The following is a 17,202-nucleotide window of genomic DNA, read 5'->3' as shown; positions in this document are numbered from 1 at the left end:
TTTTATTGTTTTGTTCGGTGCTGATGGATGGCAGCGGTTATTGCTGCCAACGTAGGTTGGTCGACGGCATCGTCAATTGCACGGGTAGACTTTGTCAAAGGCGCAGCAGATTGCACCTCTGGCCCGGGAAAACGTTCACAAAACCAAGCAATGCCTTTCACTCCACCGATAAGTAAAGTAAGAAAAGCAAACACGAACCCCATGCCTGTAAGCATTAGTGAGGCAGCTTCCGCGAGCGGCCCGGCCAGTGAAGTTGAATCCATGAAGGTACCCTTTTAAATCGAGAAATGAATAAGTACCATGATAAAAAGCCAAAGACAATGAGTAAAAAGCAAGCTTTTTTGCATAATTAGACAAAAATTATGAATTGTAATTCACAATTATCATCTCATGCCGTGCTTTATCTCATGGAAAATGCGCAGAATCGCGCGACGAGACCATGTGCAATGAAGCTACAGCGTTACCGAGGGGAGAAATAATATTCTGAGAGGTTTTCCGTTACATACAAAAAAGCCCACCATAAGGTGGGCTTCTTGATATGGCGCGTGTGGAAGGATTCGAACCTCCGACCGCCTGGTTCGTAGCCAGGTACTCTATCCAGCTGAGCTACACACGCTTTAACTGTACATTTGCATACTAATGCAAACGGTGGTGCTTTAAAAAGTTGGCGCGTGTGGAAGGATTCGAACCTCCGACCGCCTGGTTCGTAGCCAGGTACTCTATCCAGCTGAGCTACACACGCGCAATAAACTGTTTGTTGGCCACCACTCCAACCTTTATAAGTGGCGGAGAGGGAGGGATTCGAACCCTCGATACGCGTAATGCGTATGGTTCCTTAGCAGGGAACTGGTTTCAGCCACTCACCCACCTCTCCGTAACGTGGTGCTGCATTTTACTGATACTTAGAGTGGAGTCAAACCCTTTTTTCAGAAAAATGAAACGTATGCTGCGATTTTAAACAATTCGTTCAAAAAGCCAACTTTCCACACTCAGAACACAATAAAGGCCGGGGTCTCCGGCCTTAAAAAAGGTTTTATTCAGCTACGTTTCCGGGCTGACCCCCCTTCTCAGCCTGAATACGCATGTAAATTTCTTCACGATGCACAGACACCTCTTTCGGCGCATTTACGCCAATTCGTACCTGATTACCCTTAACTCCCAGCACAGTGACAGTAACATCGTCACCCACCATCAGAGTTTCACCCACACGACGAGTCAATATAAGCATTCGCTTGCTCCTGGTCCTTAATTTTGAACATATCCCTCACATATTTGCCCATATCGGCACGACCCGATATCAGCTACAGTGTTTCCCTGTTTTCGTGTCACTTCAAAAACTCACCGTTCACACTTGTCAATTATAGCTTATCAGACAGATATGCGTTAATTGATGCCAAAGCAGCAGAAAGATTTTCCGGCTGACTACCGCCAGCCTGTGCCATATCCGGGCGACCGCCACCTTTACCACCAACCTGAGCAGCAAGGAAGTTCACAACTTCACCGGCCTTCACTTTGCTGGTTAGCTGTTTAGTCACACCGACTATCAGGCTTACTTTCCCACCGTCAGCCATACCTAGTACTACGATCCCTTCGCCAATTCGGTTCTTAAGATCGTCCACCATACCCCGCAATGCTTTGGACTCCACTCCCTCTAACGCAGAAACGAGTACTTTTGTACCGTTAATTTCCTGGGTTTGAGCAAGCATATCCGCACCTTGCTGACTAGCTAACTTTTGCTTTGCAGCAGTAAGGGCCTTTTCAAGCTCTTTTGCCTGTTGCTGCACTGCACTTATTTTATCCACTAAGCCTGCAACGTCTGTTTTTAATAACCCTGCGGCTGACGTCAATAAGGTTTGTTGCTTTTGGACAAACTCAATGGCACTTGCGCCGGTTATCGCTTCTATGCGACGAACACCGGAAGCGATCCCCGCTTCTGAGGTGATTTTGAATAAGCCAATATCCCCTGTTCTGTTGACGTGAGTTCCACCACAAAGTTCAACAGAAAACGGCCCCATGGTCACAACGCGAACCTTTTCATCGTACTTTTCACCAAACAATGCCATGGCCCCTGACGCTTTAGCTTCGTCCAATTCCATCAGCTTGGTTTGTAAGACGTGGTTAGCGCGAATTTCTTCATTAACCCGACTTTCAATCGTCATCAGTTGTTCGTTGGTCACACCTTCAAAATGCGAAAAGTCGAAACGCATGCGCTGTGCCTCCACGAGCGAGCCTTTCTGGGTAACATGATCACCGAGGATTTCTCGCAATGCTGCATGCAAGAGGTGAGTAGCACTGTGATTTTTCTTGATAGCTTCACGATTCACTGTATCGATGGCCGCCCCAGCGAGTTCACCCTTGCGGATTTCACCAACTACTTTACCTTTATGAGCAAAAGCATTACCCATTTTCTGGGTGTCCGTTACGACAAACTCTCCATTTGCCACTTTGAGTAAACCACGGTCTCCCGCCTGTCCACCAGATTCTGCATAAAATGGCGTTTTATCCAGTACTACAATGCCTTCCTGTCCGTCAGTTAGCACATCGCAAAACGCGTTGTCGAAAATCAGCTCAAGTACATTTCCCTGCCCATCGACATCGGTATAACCGGTAAACGCTGTTTCGTGCTCTACTTTTACCATATCGTTGTAATTTGCACCGAAGTTGCTGGCCTTCTGAGCACGGGCTCGCTGCGCCTTCATACATTCGTCAAACCCGGCTTCGTCTATTTTCACGTCATGTTCGCGGGCGACATCATTGGTTAAATCGACAGGAAAGCCATAGGTATCGTACAATTTAAATACTACGTCGCCAGGCAAGGTATCACCGCTCAGTTCAGCAATGGCCTCGTTGAGCATTGTCATGCCCCGCTCCAGCGTTTTACTAAACTGTTCTTCTTCTACTTTCAGTACTTTTTCGATAACAGGTTGCTGGTCGGCCAACTCAGGATAAAACGCCCCCATTTCTTTCACTAACGCAGCGACCAACTTGTAAAAGAAAATATCGGTTGCACCTAACTGATTGCCGTGGCGGACTGCCCGGCGAACGATACGTCGTAAAACATACCCCCGACCTTCGTTTCCGGGCATTACCCCATCACAAATTAAGAAGGCACAGGAACGGATATGGTCAGCGATAACCCGGAGTGACTTGTTTTCCAAATCCTTCGCGCCGGTGATACTTGCAGCGGCTGAAATTAAGTTTTGAAACAAATCGATTTCGTAGTTGCTATGAACATTCTGTAAAATAGCGGATATACGTTCCAACCCCATGCCTGTGTCAATAGACGGCTTTGGCAAAGGCTCCATAGTGCCGTCTTCCTGCTTATTGTACTGCATGAAAACAAGGTTCCAGATTTCGATAAACCTGTCGCCATCTTCTTCTGGCGAACCCGGAGGCCCACCCCAGATGTGCTCGCCATGGTCGTAAAATATTTCAGAACAAGGACCACAAGGCCCGGTATCACCCATTGACCAGAAGTTATCTGACGTACTGATGCGGATTATTTTCTCCGCTGGGACGCCAATATGGTTTTCCCAAATATCAAAGGCCTCATCATCTTCCGAATACACAGTAACCAGGAGTTTTTCTTTCGGTAGGCCAAGTTCTTGAGTAAGAAATGTCCAGGCAAAACTAATCGCTTCTGTTTTGAAATAATCGCCAAAACTGAAGTTGCCAAGCATTTCGAAAAAAGTATGGTGTCTTGCAGTGTAACCCACATTTTCTAAATCGTTGTGCTTACCACCGGCTCGCACGCAGCGTTGAGAAGACACCGCTCGTGTGTAACTGCGCTTCTCTGCACCGAGAAAAACATCTTTAAATTGATTCATTCCCGCGTTCGTGAACAAAAGCGTAGGATCATCTGCCGGAACCAGAGAGGAACTCGCCACTGCCTGATGGCCATGACTTTTAAAATAATCGATGAATTTTTGGCGTAAGTCCGCAGTCGATAATGTCATTGAAATGTAAACTTCCTACTATTGTTAACGAATAAACGCGTTCAACCTGGGAGCCTGTTTTGTCACAATGGGTTGAAACGGATGATAATGATGCGAGCAGCCTGTTGAAAACCTGACACAACACGCCCGCAGGGCGCAAACATACCACGGATCACGCTTAGTTGTTAAGCAGTCAGGCACGAATTAGTCACCATTTACAGCATATTGAATTTGCTCTTGAGTAAATCCTCTATAATTGAGGAATTGCATCTGCTTTTGTTTGCCCTTGAAATCCGTTTCAATTGCTTCCCCAAATTTTTTCACTTTTACTCGCAACGCCAGCTCAAACCAATCGATGTCAGCCTCTGCCATGGCTGTGTCAATAATGGTTCCGCTTATATGATGTTGTTCTAACTCTCTGATTATCCTAACCGTTCCCTGACCTTTAGCTGCACATGCTCGGATCCGCATTTCCGCATATCGCAAATCGGACTGCACATCTGCGGTGGCAAATTCCTCAACCACTTCAATAAAGGCCGGGCGCTCAAAGCCTTTTTGGGCGAGCTTAAGATAAATTTCTTCTTTGCTGTGCTCTCGTCGTGCGAGCATGCGCGTAATCGCGTCAATAATGATTTTCCGCTCAGGATCTGACATTTTCCCTCTGTAAGTGTAAACTTTTCCAGGTTTAAACAACGATACCCAATGGTTTTATCCACCATCAAATATTTACTAATATGACGTATACCACTACCTTTTGCTCTTCATTAGATGCTATTTCAGAAACTGAGTGGTCGACGTTGGCGCTGGGTCAGGGGCCATTCCTGCAATACGCTTACCTTCGTGCACTAGAATTCACCGGGTGTGTCGGAGAAAAGACAACCTGGCAACCCCATCACTTGTTAGTTTACCGCGATAATAAGTTAGTCGCAGCTATGCCAGGCTATACAAAATATGACAGCTCTGGCGAATATGTGTTTGATCATGGCTGGGCCCATGCATACGAGCAACATGGCGAAAATTATTATCCCAAATGGATTAGTGCAGTGCCATTCACGCCAGTAACAGGCGCAAGACTCCTCATTTGCGAAGGTGAAAGCAGTGACCTTTTACTTGCCCATGCAACCACCGCTTTGGGCAACTTGCAGAAAGATGGCTATTCCTCATGCCATGTATTATTCCAACAACCCGAAGCATCACGTACCTGGAGCACTGAGCAATATCTTCAACGATTATCCGTCCAGTTTCAATGGTATAACTATGGTTATCAAACATTTGATGATTTCACTGCTGCTCTGACCTCCAGAAAGCGCAGAGCATTGCGAAAATCACAGCAGAAACTAAAAGATCAAGGAATAACCATTTCCCGGTTAACGGGCACGGCCATCACTCCTGAATATTTAGCTTTTTTTATCGGCTGTTATCAAAGCACTTACCTCAAGCGCTCGGGCCACTGGGGATATCTGAACAAAGCTTTTTTCCAGCAAATTTTTGCGGATATGGCAGACAATCTTCTGCTTGTCGTAGCCGAAATAAACGGAACCCCCGTTGCCAGCGCATTATTTTTCTTTGATGAAAATGGTCTGTACGGGCGCTATTGGGGAGCGCTTGAACCTGTTGATGGCTTGCACTTTGAGTGTTGCTATCATCAGGGCATTGCCTTTGCCATAGAACGCAATCTTTCTTTTTTCAATCCTGGTACGCAAGGGGAACACAAAATTTTGCGGGGTTTCGAACCCACTTATTGTGTATCCCACCATCATTTATTTGACACTCGGTTTCATCGCGCTGTGCAACACTTTTTAAATGAAGAAACACCACAGATCAGGCACTACTTTGCCCAAGCGGCGGAAGTGCTGCCATTTAACGAAAAAGCAAAATCTATGCTAAAAACAATAACCAGTGCATCGCTAACACCAGCCGATGCTATAACGAAAAAGAGTAACGACAATGAAGTATAAAATGCTTGCTGTTGCTGTAGCAGCCACTTTTAACCTTGCTGGATGTAGTCAGCCAGAACAAGGGGCCCAACAATCCCAAACTTCCCAGCATGCCGAAGAAATAAAAGCGCCTGAGTTAGGCTCTTTCGGCGTTGATTTATCTGCCATGAATACCTCAGTGAAGCCCGGCGATGATTTCTTTGCTTATGCCAGTGGTACCTGGTATGAAAATTATGAACTGCCTGCAGATAAAGTGAGATTTGGCGCTTTTTCCGCCTTGCGTGATAAAAGTGAAGAACAAGTCAAAGCGATTGTTGATGATTTGATGACAAAAAAATCACTGACGCCCGAAGAACAAATGGTACACGATTTCTACAAAGCCTATATGGATGTGGACAGTATTAACGCAAAAGGTGTTGCGCCCATTGCGGATGTACTCACTGAGATCAATGCTGTTGATAATCGCCAGAAGCTTACCAAACTATTTGGCAATGCCTGGCTTTACGGAACAGAGACGCCTATTGGTGGAGGCTTATGGTATAACCGGCTCGACCCTAACGAATATCAGGTTAGTATAGGTGTGGGGGGTTTAGGGTTACCAGACCGTGATTATTACCTCAGTGATGAGGCAAGATTTGTGGATATACGTAAGGCGTACCTGGCACACATAGAGAAAATGTTGGCCTTTGTTGGAGTCAACGCCCCCGCACAACAAGCCGAAGAAATTCTCGCGTTGGAAACCCGCATTGCCCATGCTCAGTGGCCCAGGGAAAAACGCCGGAACCGTGATCTAACCCTTAATCAGATTGAACGAGCGTCTTTGTCTGATGCCTATCCGGGTTTTGATTGGGATACTTTTTTTGCCCAATCCGGTCTCAAAGCGCCAGAACTTAACATCACTACACCACAACCTGTGAAAGACGTTATTGGCATTATAAATGACACAGAGCTTGACGTATGGAAAGCCTATCTGAATTTCCATACCATTAGCAATAACGCGTCACTGCTTTCCCAGGACATCTACCAGGAAAGTTTTGATTTCTACGGTAAAACACTTAATGGTCAACAAGAACCTCGTCCGCGATGGAAACGAGCGCTTGGCCAATTATCAGGCACCGAATCTTTAGGCTTTGCATTGGGTAAAATTTATGTAGACCGCTACTTCCCGGAAAGCTCCAAAGAGAAAATGTCTGAATTAGTTGAAAACCTGCGCACCGCGCTCGGCAACAATATTGATAATCTGACATGGATGGGTCCGGAAACAAAGGAGCAAGCAAAAGAAAAACTCGCCGCTTTCCGGCCAAAAATTGGCTATCCGGATGAGTGGGTTGATTTGTCGGGACTCACCATCACAGACGATGAACTCGTTCAGAATGTGCGTAACTTACGCAAGTTCTTTAACGACAAAGACGTTGACGCAGAGTTACAGCCCACTGACAGGGAACGTTGGGGAATGACGCCACAAACGGTCAACGCCTATTACAACCCCTCTTTTAACGAAATCGTTTTTCCAGCAGCCATTTTGCAACCGCCGTTTTTCGACCCCAATGCGGATCCTGCGGTGAACTACGGAGCCATTGGCGCAGTTATCGGGCACGAAATGGGTCACGGTTTTGACGATCAGGGTTCAAAGTCTGATGCTAAAGGTATTCAGCGGAACTGGTGGACAGAGGAAGATTTCGACGCGTTTACTGCAAAAGTTGAACAACTGGGCGCTCAGTACGACAAATACGAACCCATTCCCGGTAATTTTGTAAACGGTCAATTAACCATGGGAGAAAACATTGGAGACGTGGGAGGCCTATCAATGGCCTATGCAGCCTACAAACTTAGCTTGAATGGTAAAGAAGCACCGGTTATAGATGGTTTCACTGGAGATCAACGTTTCTTTTTAGCGTGGGCCCAAGTGTGGCGCGAAAAGCGCACCGAGCAGAGCCTGATAAACCAGTTGCGCTCAGATCCGCACTCACCAGCTCGTTATCGCACTCTTGCGCCGCGAAACCTGGACGCGTGGTATGAGGCCTTTAATGTGCAACCAGAAGATAAGCTTTATCTTGCACCGCAAGACCGTGTACAAATCTGGTAAAGGTAGTACCGGCTACCTATTTACCTAACAGCAAAAAGGCTTCCCGGAGGAAGCCTTTTTATTGACTATCAATTGCCTTTAGGCGTCAGCGAGTATTCCGGTAGCGCTATGGCTACCCCCGCCCTTTCCCGGCGTATTCACCAACTCAACGGCAATCGCTAATGCTTCTTTACGGGTTGCACAAACCGTGACACCGCTTTGATGGGCGTTAATGTTGTCTAATACCGTTTTCACTTCATCAACTGCCCCGCACATTATCACTTTTCTACCGGCAGCTTTTGCATCAGAGGTAATAGTCTCAACGGCCATAGCTGCAGATACATCCATGCTAGGTACCCGACTAAAATCCAGTATTAAGGCATTAGACGTGCTCACTTTCTCTCGAACGTGATGGCCTAAGTCAGCGGCTGCTCCAAAACTCAATGGTCCGCCGAAACTGAATACCTGAACTTTGCCGCGAGTCTGCTTCAAAAGTGCGTCTTCTTCCGGGTCTGCAAGGTTATCAGGAATTTTCTTCACTTCGTCTAACTGCAATTGCGCAACCTGCTTAACATAAGCCAGTGCAGCCAATACCACGCCAACTCCTACAGCCGTGATTAGGTCTACAAAAACCGTCAGACCAAGTACAAGAAGCATCAGTGCAAAATCCCAACGAGGCCCTGTGTGGGCGCGTTTGAGATAGCTCCAATCGATAATATCCAAACCAACTTTAACCAAAATACCGGCCAATACTGCATGCGGTATTTTCGCCGCCAAGGGACTCAGCCCCAATACAATAGCTAACAACACCAACGCATGTACCATACCTGACAAGCGCTCTTTACCACCGCTGCGAATATTGACAACTGTACGCATGGTTGCACCTGCACCAGCGATACCACCGATTAGGCCTGCGACTGTGTTACCCACGCCCTGACCAATCAACTCCTTATTACTGTCGTGGCGGGTACGGGTCATATTGTCAGCTACAAGCGACGTCAAAAGGGAGTCAATGGCACCGAGTATCGCTAAAATAAATGCCGCTTCCAGTACCAATAGAGATTTGGATTGATCAAAGACGGGTAAGTGCAACTCCGGCAATCCAGTGGGGATATTACCCAAAACTGGTGTATCTAAAGACAAGCTTACCAGGGTGCCAATGATCAAGGCCGCCAACGCGCCCGGCACAAACTTACCGAGCTTGGCCGGCCACTTATAAGCAATTACTAAGGTGCCTATGCCCAGCCCTAAAGTCACAAAATCAATATCTGCAAGCGCAGTGGGCAAATACGTTAACGCGCCAATAGTGCCGCCCGGAGGCTCATGCCCCATTAGGCGACCTAGCTGAAGAATAATAATAATGGCACCAATACCGGACATAAACCCGGATATAACAGGATACGGCACCAATCTGATATATTGCCCGACACCGGTGAAGCCCATCACAATCTGAAAAATACCGGCTAACATCACTGCAGTAAAAATAAGGCCTAGATCACCTGAAAGTGATGCAAATAATCCAGCCAGTACCACTACCATTGGCCCGGTAGGACCAGAAATCTGCGAAGGTGTTCCCCCGAGTAAAGCGGCAAAAAAACCTACCGCGATAGCACCATAAAGACCCGCCATAGGGCCCACACCGGACGCAACACCAAGGGCCAGAGCCAATGGCAAGGCAACAATGCCAGCGGTTAACCCACCAGTGAGGTCACCCCTTACATTTGACAATAAACTTTTCATTCTGCACTGCCCTCTTTATGAGAGACGAAAGGCTTATCGCCATAAACTTCAGCTAGCAGCTTAAACTCTCCAGATTCACTGTCGTGACAAAGTACATCACCACTTTCGATATCATAAAGCCATCCGTGAAGTTGAACCTGCCCGGTAGCAATTTTGGCTGCAACAGCTGGATGAGTACGCAGATGCTGTAACTGTTGCATGACATTTTCTTTTGTTACATCGCCCAAATGCTCGGCAGTTAAGTCACCCACTTTCTCTTTAACAACTTCAGTGGCACAACGACAATGGCCTAACCACTCTTTGACGTGTGGCAAAGCATCGAGTTTTTCCGGGGCTAATGCCCCTTTCATTGCACCGCAGTCAGAGTGACCACAAACGATAATATGACTCACTCCAAGGGCAGCAACAGCAAATTCAATAGATGCTGTCATACCACCCGTATGAGTAGAATGTGGTGGAACAATATTGCCAGCGTTTCTACAAATAAAGAGTTCACCTGGGCCCGTTTGTGTTACCAGATTGGGGTCGATTCTCGAGTCTGCACAAGTAATAAATAGTACTTCGGGGTTCTGGCCATTTGCCAGCTTTTGAAAAATCGCTTTGTTCTTCGGAAAAACTTCTTTTTGAAACTTAGCGACACCTGAGATGACATGATCCATATAATTACTCCACGTTTACAATATTTTATCATTGTTATTAACGGAAAGTGTTAACTGATAGCTTTATAGAAATAAACTATATCTCGCGATAGCCATTTACTATCAGACTTAGGATAGCGACCTCAGGATGAAGAAGCAATAAGATTAAGAACCAGCTTCAAGACACCAGTAAGAAAATAGATTCGTAGTCCATAAATAAAAGCAAAGAGGGCGAATGCCCTCTTGATAGCTAGGCTAAAGTAAACAATATTCCGGGTGCTGGGCCAGAGCTTGTTAACCTTTGCGGTACGCTTTTGTTCATTCCAAGGGAGTTTCCGGCAATGAGCAAGTTGTATGCTTTGTTTAAAGTTGAATCGTTTCTACTTTAATATTCTTGCTACTCGCTTTATCGAGATAGTCCTTGACCATCTCTTTCACATCAAACGCAACCGCCTTACTGTTTGAAAAGTCGAGGATCACTTTCGAATCAGCAGGTATAGAGTTAAGTTTTTTCAGGATACTGGGTTTATTGAAGAAAGACACTTCTTCCGCCATCACAATATGATGGGTTTTTTCGCCTTCGTGTTCATCAACAGTCTCAGTAAATTGATAAGAATTTCGGTAGCTGTGTTTAAGAGTGAAAAATACACTCAGAGCCAGCCCGGCGATAACCCCTGTAAGCAGGTCGGTGAATATCATCACAACAATGGTAGTTACGAATGGTATAAACTGCTCCCACCCGGTTTTATACATTACTTTAAACATTGCAGGTTTCGCCAATTTATACCCCACAACAATAAGTATTGCCGCCAATGATGCCAATGGAATGTAATTGAGCAAACTTGCCATTGCGAATACTGCTACCAGCAAAAAAACACCATGAAGTATGGCAGACAGTTTAGTTTTCCCGCCAAAGGCTATGTTCGCGGAACTACGAACAATGACTTGGGTGATGGGAAGACCACCAACCAAACCAGAGACGATATTACCTAAACCCTGTGCTTTCAGCTCTCGGTTCGTTGGTGTTGTATTCTTCTGCGGGTCAAGCTTATCCGTAGCTTCAACACACAACAATGTTTCGATACTTGCAACAGCTGCCATGACCAGAGCAACAGTTAAAACGTCTAGGCTAAACATACTCGAGAAAGCTGGAAATGCCATTTCCGCTTTAAACGCTTCAACGCTATCAATGACAGGCAGGCGCACTAACTGATCTGCAGGCAGTGAGTTCCCCATCGCAGTCAACGCAAAAGTAGCAACAATTCCAAGCAGCACAACAACTATGGGCCCTTGAATTAATTGAAATATTTTATGTGCTTTCGTCAGATATTTATCCCAAACCACAAGTAACACAAGTGACACAGCAGAAATAGCTATCGCTGTGGGAGACATTAATGAGATCGCATGCTGGATTGCAGAAAAAGTATTCTCACCATTAACTTGGCTAAACGCCTCTTCGCCGAGAAAATCCGAGTGCCAACCAAATAAATACGGAAGTTGTTTGAGGATTATGAGTAGTCCAATACCCGCCAGCATACCGGTGATCACGGATGTGGGGAAGAAATACGCAATGAAGCCCGCTCTGGCAAAACCCAGAATTAACTGAAATATACCTGCAAGTACCACTGCACAAAGAAATACTTCCCAGCTTCCCAATGTACCTATCGCGTCAAAGACAATGACAGCAAGCCCAGCCGCTGGCCCACTAACACCAAGTTTAGAACCACTGGCCAAACCGACGACAACACCGCCAATAATACCGGCGATCACGCCAGAAAAAAGTGGCGCACCTGAGGCCAGGGCGATGCCCAGACAAAGGGGAAGTGCAACAAAAAACACCACGATGCTCGCGGGCAAGTCACTTCTAATTTCCTTGAACGAAAGATCCAATTTCATTTTTCTTCCCTATCCATTCGCCGCCAGTCTTCGCTCTGCGTAGGCTTGTTCCATCTCGACAAAACCTTCAGCGTCGTTGTCGTAAACGTGAATGAGGCCAGTCTCAATGTCATACACCCAAGCGTGCAGCTGAATAGATTTTGTCGCTAATTTGGCTGCTACCGCTGGGTGAGTTTTTAGGTGCTGCAGTTGCTGCAAGACGTTCTCTTTTGTTACTTCACCCAACTGTTCGATTCCCAGTGCCCCTACTTTTTCCTTGACGACCTCGGTAGCGCATCGACAATGACCTAACCATTCCTTTACATGAGGAAGGCTATCTAGTTTGCTGGGATCAAGAGCACCTTTCATTGCGCCGCAGTCAGTGTGTCCACATACAACAATGTGGCTTACCCCCAATGCTGCAACAGCAAATTCAATTGATGCTGTCATGCCGCCGGTTTGATTACTGTGAGGCGGAACAATATTTCCTGCATTCCGACAAATAAACAGTTCGCCCGGATCTGTTTGGGTTACTAAATTTGGATCAATTCGGGAATCTGCACATGTAATAAACAACACTTCCGGACTTTGACCGGATGCTAACTTTTTAAAGGTTTCTTTTTTTTCCGGGTAAACGTCGCGCTGAAATTTTGCAACGCCTGAAATCACATGATCCATCCCATACTCCTGATAATGTAGATAGCTTAACTATTATTTGACTATTCCTATAGAATTAACTGATAGGTATATAGAAGTATAGCTAGTATTGTGATAGCTTTTACCTATCAACAAAAGTATCAGGTAACCCGAAGAATGTTAGTGAATGGAAAAACACTTTCCCTAAATCAAATTCGCTATTTTGTTACTGTGGCAAAACAGCTCAATTTTCGTAGGGCAGCGCAAATCCTTGGCATTAGTCAGCCCACACTGACCTCGCAAATTAATGCGTTGGAAAACACGTTACAATTAACCCTCTTCGAACGCTCCCGTTCTGGCACCCTATTATCAGCCCAAGGCCAGTCACTGTTAGAATTTGCCGAAAGTGTGCTTAAAAGTACGTTACAATTTTCTGAAATGGCCCAGGCTCTTGCCGATGGCGAAACAACCACTTATCGATTAGGTATTCCGCCCACCCTTGGCCCCTATTTACTACCTCATATACTGCCTGAGATCCACAAACAGCGCCCGGGTTTGAAATTTTATGTCAGGGAGGCCGCGCCTAAGCAGTTACAGCAGGGTTTATTGGCCGGTGAGTACGACATTATTCTTTCACCAATGTCTAATCGTGACTCACAAATTCAGGTTCAACCACTTTTCCTTGAACCATTAAAGTTTGTACTTCCCGCAGATCATCCCATGTCGGGAAGAGAATTTATCCAACCTGAAGAGATACAGGGGCAAAAGATCCTCACTTTGGAAGACCGTCATCACTTTCATTACCAGGTACAAGAAATTTGCGCCCAGTTAGGCGCTAATATTGACAGAGACTATGAAGGCACGAGCTTAGATACGTTAAGACAAATGGTAGTTATGGGGATGGGCATGGCCTTTTTGCCAGGGTTGTACGTTCATTCAGAGTTACACCACCCTGAAGCGCTACACGTTTGCGAACTCGCCGACATGCCTGTTGTCCGCCAACATATGCTCGCGTGGCGAAACACCTCTCCAGCCAGGGCCACTTTCAGAGAGCTGTCCAGTTTAATGCGCACCGTCATTAGCCATCGCCTGGCCAACGCCGTATCAGTGACAGATGGTGCTCCTCTTTAACTGAGGTAATACACCGGTCAGTTTTTTATCCACTCCAACAGTAAGTTGTTTGCAGGCATCGTATGGACAGCTTTCAAAGCAAGCTGTGGCGCCCAGTCGACTAATTCCTGAATATCGCGATAGCCACCATAACCCTGTTCTACAAGGTGTTGATGAAACTGTGCATTGCTATCGCTATTGAATTTCCCCTCTTGTGTAAACGGGCCATATTGGCAAAATACAGCTTGATGTGGCAACGAGGCAGACAATGCTTCCATCATGGCGATGACTTCATCTTTTTGCATTATGTGAGCAGTGTTAGCGGTAAACACACCATCGTAATTTCCAAATGGCAATGTGGACTGCCCTACTTTCAAGGTGATAGGAGACAATAGATTAGACGAGGGATAGGCTGTAATCCATTGATGAATCCCATCGTGATAATGGGGTTGATCGCTGGTTTGCCAGGTGAGATGCGGCAAATTTTTCGCAAAGTACACGGCGTGCTGACCTGTACCGCTGCCTACTTCCAACACAGAACGACATGCACTAAAAGCCTGTGACAGCACAGACAAAATTGGTGCTTTATTATTTTCACAGGCTTGGGAAAACGGCATTTCAGCTGTCATAATTTAGTCGCTCAGATTCGGCGCAAGCCATTTCTCGGCTTCCTGGATAGTCCAGCCTTTTCGCTTAGCATAATCTTCCAATTGATCCTGCTGGATTTTTGCCACTGCAAAATAACGGGATTCCGGATGAGAAAAATACCAGCCGGAGACGGCAGCACCAGGCCACATTGCGTAACTTTCTGTTAGCTTCATTGTTGTGTGCGCTTCAGCGCTCAATAAATCCCAGATCAGTTGCTTTTCCGTGTGCTCCGGACAGGCCGCATAGCCTGGTGCGGGGCGAATTCCCTGATATTTTTCACGAATAAGGGCATCGTTATCAAAGTTTTCCTCTGGGGCAAACCCCCAAAACTCCTTCCTTACCCGTTCGTGTAAGTACTCGGCAAAGGCCTCTGCTAAACGGTCAGCCACTGCCTTTACCATGATCCCGTTGTAGTCATCGCCTCGTTGGATGTACGCCTCAGCCAGTTCATCTTCTCCAATACCGCCGGTGACGGCAAACGCCCCGATATAATCATGGATACCACTGTCTTTCTCAGCGATAAAATCAGCCAAACAGTAATTTGCAAATTTATCTTTCTGCGTTTGCTGGCGCAAATGATGGGAAACACCCAGAATGTCTTTGCGTTTTTCATCAGCATAAATTTCAATGTCATCGCCAACCCGATTGGCAGGGAAAAGACCTACAACCCCTTTAGCTTCTAAACTTCCCTCGGCGATAATCTTATCCAGCATGTTGTTGGCGTCTTTGAACAATTCTCTAGCCTGCTCACCAACAACCTCATCTTCAAGTATGCGTGGATACTTACCCGCCAATGACCACGTGAGAAAGAAAGGTGTCCAATCGATGTATTTTCTCAGCGTGGCCAGATCGGCAGTGACAGGAGTAACTCCCGGCTTAGCAGGTTTCACTGGGGTAACAGAAAAGTCAGGCTTAAATGCGTTTGCACGGGCTACTTGAAGTGTTACCGGGCGACTTCTGGGTTGCTTGCGAGCATGTTGTGCTCTTACTTTCTCGTAATCTTCAGATAACGCCGATGCAAATACCTTGCGTGATTCTGGATTAATGAGCTTTTGGCATACGCCCACAGCACGGCTGGCATTCGGGACATAAGCTACCGGAGCGTGGTAATTTTGTTCTATCTTTACTGCGGTATGTGCCTTCGACGTTGTCGCTCCGCCGATAAGAAGCGGCAAATCAAAGCCTAGACGTTCCATCTCCTTTGCCACGTGCACCATTTCATCCAGTGACGGTGTGATTAGCCCGGATAAGCCAATCATGTCGACATTTTGTTCTTTTGCCACCTGCAATATGGTGGCGCAAGGTACCATGACACCTAAATCAATTACTTCAAAGTTATTGCATTGCAGCACGACACCCACAATGTTCTTGCCGATATCGTGTACATCTCCTTTCACGGTGGCCATGAGGATCTTGCCATTACTGGAAGACTCACCAGACTTTTCAGCTTCAATATATGGTTGCAAATGTGCCACGGCTTTTTTCATTACCCGGGCAGATTTTACCACCTGCGGAAGGAACATTTTTCCTTCACCAAACAAGTCACCTACCACGTTCATGCCGTCCATCAGCGGCCCTTCTATGACGTGAAGAGGACGCTCTGCTTGTAACCTTGCTTCTTCCGTGTCATCGATGATGTAATCGGTAATTCCCTTCACCAATGCATGCTCCAGCCGTTTATTAACGGGCTGTTCCCGCCACGAGAGATCTTCTATTGCTGCTGCCTTGCCATCGCCTTGATATTTAGGCGCAAGGTCGAGCAAACGCTCTGTACCGTCTTCTCTGCGATTGAGAATAACATCTTCAACGGCTACCCGAAGTTCCTCAGGTATTTCGTCATAAACCTCTAACTGACCCGCATTGACAATCCCCATATCCATACCGGCGCGAATAGCGTGGTACAAGAAAACGGAATGCATCGCTTCCCGTACTGGGTTGTTACCGCGAAAAGAAAACGAAATATTGGAGAGTCCCCCGCTAATGTGAGCATAAGGGCAGGTTTCACGAATAATTCTCGTGGCTTCGATGAAATCGACGGCATAGTTATTATGCTCATCAATACCTGTTGCTACTGCGAAAATATTGGGGTCAAAAATAATATCTTCCGGCGGGAAACCGACTTCTTCAGTAAGTACTTTGTAGCTTCGCTGACATATTTCTACTTTTCGTTCTTTCGTATCTGCCTGCCCGGTTTCATCGAAAGCCATTACGACGGTGGCTGCACCGTATCGCTTAATCAGTTTTGCCTGCTGAATAAATTGCGCTTCACCTTCCTTCAAACTGATAGAGTTGACAATAGCTTTGCCTTGTACGCATTTTAAGCCCGCTTCAATTACTTCCCACATTGACGAGTCAATCATAATGGGAACCCGGCTGATATCAGGCTCAGAGGCAATCAGATTCAAAAATGTGCGCATGGCTTCCACCGAATCCAACATAGCTTCGTCCATGTTGATATCGATAACCTGAGCACCATTTTCCACTTGTTGCCTGGCTACATCGAGCGCTTTTTCATATTCGGCATTTAGTATGAGACGCTTGAACATGGCTGAACCCGTGACGTTCGTGCGCTCACCAATATTGATAAATGTTGAAAATTCTGCAGTCACAATAATACC

General features: G+C 46.3%; 13 protein-coding genes and 3 tRNA genes. 3 read left to right on the top strand and 13 right to left on the bottom strand.

All coding sequences use genetic code 11. The features are described 5' to 3' along the window. Nucleotides 1-2 precede the first annotated feature (2 nt). From ACXACM_RS09850 to ACXACM_RS09820, 7 genes are all read right to left on the bottom strand, one after another. Nucleotides 3-263: an OadG family protein gene (locus ACXACM_RS09850; protein WP_474821428.1), complete on the bottom strand. Its 261-nt coding sequence runs from the start codon at nt 261-263 to the stop codon at nt 3-5. A gap of 276 nt (nt 264-539) precedes the next feature. Further along, nucleotides 540-616, bottom strand: a tRNA-Arg gene (locus ACXACM_RS09845). 49 nt (nt 617-665) lie between these two features. Then, nucleotides 666-742, bottom strand: a tRNA-Arg gene (locus ACXACM_RS09840). Between the two features lie 41 nt (nt 743-783). Beyond that, nucleotides 784-874, bottom strand: a tRNA-Ser gene (locus tag ACXACM_RS09835). 159 nt (nt 875-1,033) lie between these two features. After that, entirely contained in the window at nt 1,034-1,228 is a 195-nt protein-coding gene (gene csrA / locus ACXACM_RS09830) for a carbon storage regulator CsrA (protein WP_474821426.1), read from the bottom strand. A gap of 130 nt (nt 1,229-1,358) precedes the next feature. After that, nucleotides 1,359-3,956 (bottom strand): alanine--tRNA ligase, encoded by a 2,598-nt coding sequence (alaS, locus tag ACXACM_RS09825; protein WP_474821425.1) that lies wholly within the window; start codon nt 3,954-3,956, stop codon nt 1,359-1,361. Between the two features lie 183 nt (nt 3,957-4,139). Next, nucleotides 4,140-4,589: a regulatory protein RecX gene (locus ACXACM_RS09820; RefSeq protein WP_474821423.1), complete on the bottom strand. Its 450-nt coding sequence runs from the start codon at nt 4,587-4,589 to the stop codon at nt 4,140-4,142. 80 nt (nt 4,590-4,669) lie between these two features. Here ACXACM_RS09820 and ACXACM_RS09815 point away from each other — a divergent pair, with 80 nt between their 5' ends. Further along, the gene (locus tag ACXACM_RS09815; protein ID WP_474821422.1) at nt 4,670-5,893 is read left to right on the top strand and encodes a GNAT family N-acetyltransferase; all 1,224 of its coding nucleotides are present in this window, start codon (nt 4,670-4,672) and stop codon (nt 5,891-5,893) included. Further along, nucleotides 5,883-7,958, top strand: coding sequence for a M13 family metallopeptidase (locus tag ACXACM_RS09810; protein WP_474821420.1), 2,076 nt, complete (start codon nt 5,883-5,885; stop codon nt 7,956-7,958). Before ACXACM_RS09815 ends, ACXACM_RS09810 begins: the two co-directional genes overlap by 11 nt. Nucleotides 7,959-8,036: 78 nt before the next feature. On the opposite strand, the gene ACXACM_RS09805 is transcribed toward ACXACM_RS09810, so the two are convergent. The 4 genes from ACXACM_RS09805 to ACXACM_RS09790 form a co-directional block, all read right to left on the bottom strand. Further along, on the bottom strand, nt 8,037-9,677 hold the full coding sequence (locus ACXACM_RS09805) for a SulP family inorganic anion transporter (RefSeq protein WP_474821418.1): 1,641 nt from the start codon (nt 9,675-9,677) through the stop codon (nt 8,037-8,039). Continuing rightward, nucleotides 9,674-10,336 carry a carbonic anhydrase gene (locus ACXACM_RS09800; RefSeq protein WP_474821417.1) on the bottom strand — a complete coding sequence of 221 codons (663 nt, stop codon included), beginning with the start codon at nt 10,334-10,336 and terminating at the stop codon, nt 9,674-9,676. The genes ACXACM_RS09805 and ACXACM_RS09800 overlap by 4 nt, the downstream gene beginning before the upstream one ends. A gap of 342 nt (nt 10,337-10,678) precedes the next feature. Continuing rightward, a complete protein-coding gene (locus ACXACM_RS09795) occupies nt 10,679-12,211 on the bottom strand; it encodes a SulP family inorganic anion transporter (RefSeq protein WP_474821416.1) in 1,533 nt (510 codons plus the stop codon). Nucleotides 12,212-12,220: 9 nt separating this feature from the next. Continuing rightward, nucleotides 12,221-12,868, bottom strand: a complete 648-nt coding sequence (locus tag ACXACM_RS09790; protein ID WP_474821414.1) for a carbonic anhydrase — start codon at nt 12,866-12,868, stop codon at nt 12,221-12,223. A gap of 135 nt (nt 12,869-13,003) precedes the next feature. Between ACXACM_RS09790 and ACXACM_RS09785 the strand changes: the two genes are divergently transcribed. Continuing rightward, nucleotides 13,004-13,957, top strand: coding sequence for a hydrogen peroxide-inducible genes activator (locus ACXACM_RS09785; RefSeq protein ID WP_474824293.1), 954 nt, complete (start codon nt 13,004-13,006; stop codon nt 13,955-13,957). Nucleotides 13,958-13,974: 17 nt separating this feature from the next. Here ACXACM_RS09785 and ACXACM_RS09780 read toward each other — a convergent pair whose 3' ends face one another. Both ACXACM_RS09780 and metH read right to left on the bottom strand, forming a co-directional pair. Further along, complete coding sequence (locus tag ACXACM_RS09780) at nt 13,975-14,565, bottom strand: DUF938 domain-containing protein (protein ID WP_474821413.1); 591 nt, start codon at nt 14,563-14,565, stop codon at nt 13,975-13,977. 3 nt (nt 14,566-14,568) lie between these two features. Next, nucleotides 14,569-17,193 carry a methionine synthase gene (gene metH / locus ACXACM_RS09775; RefSeq protein WP_474821411.1) on the bottom strand — a complete coding sequence of 875 codons (2,625 nt, stop codon included), beginning with the start codon at nt 17,191-17,193 and terminating at the stop codon, nt 14,569-14,571. Between the last annotated feature and the right edge of the window lie 9 nt (nt 17,194-17,202).

Source organism: Alteromonas sp. AWQ4_252, assembly GCF_056158205.1.
Note: the sequence above shows the minus strand (reverse complement) of the source record. Positions and strands in the feature narration are given on the sequence as shown.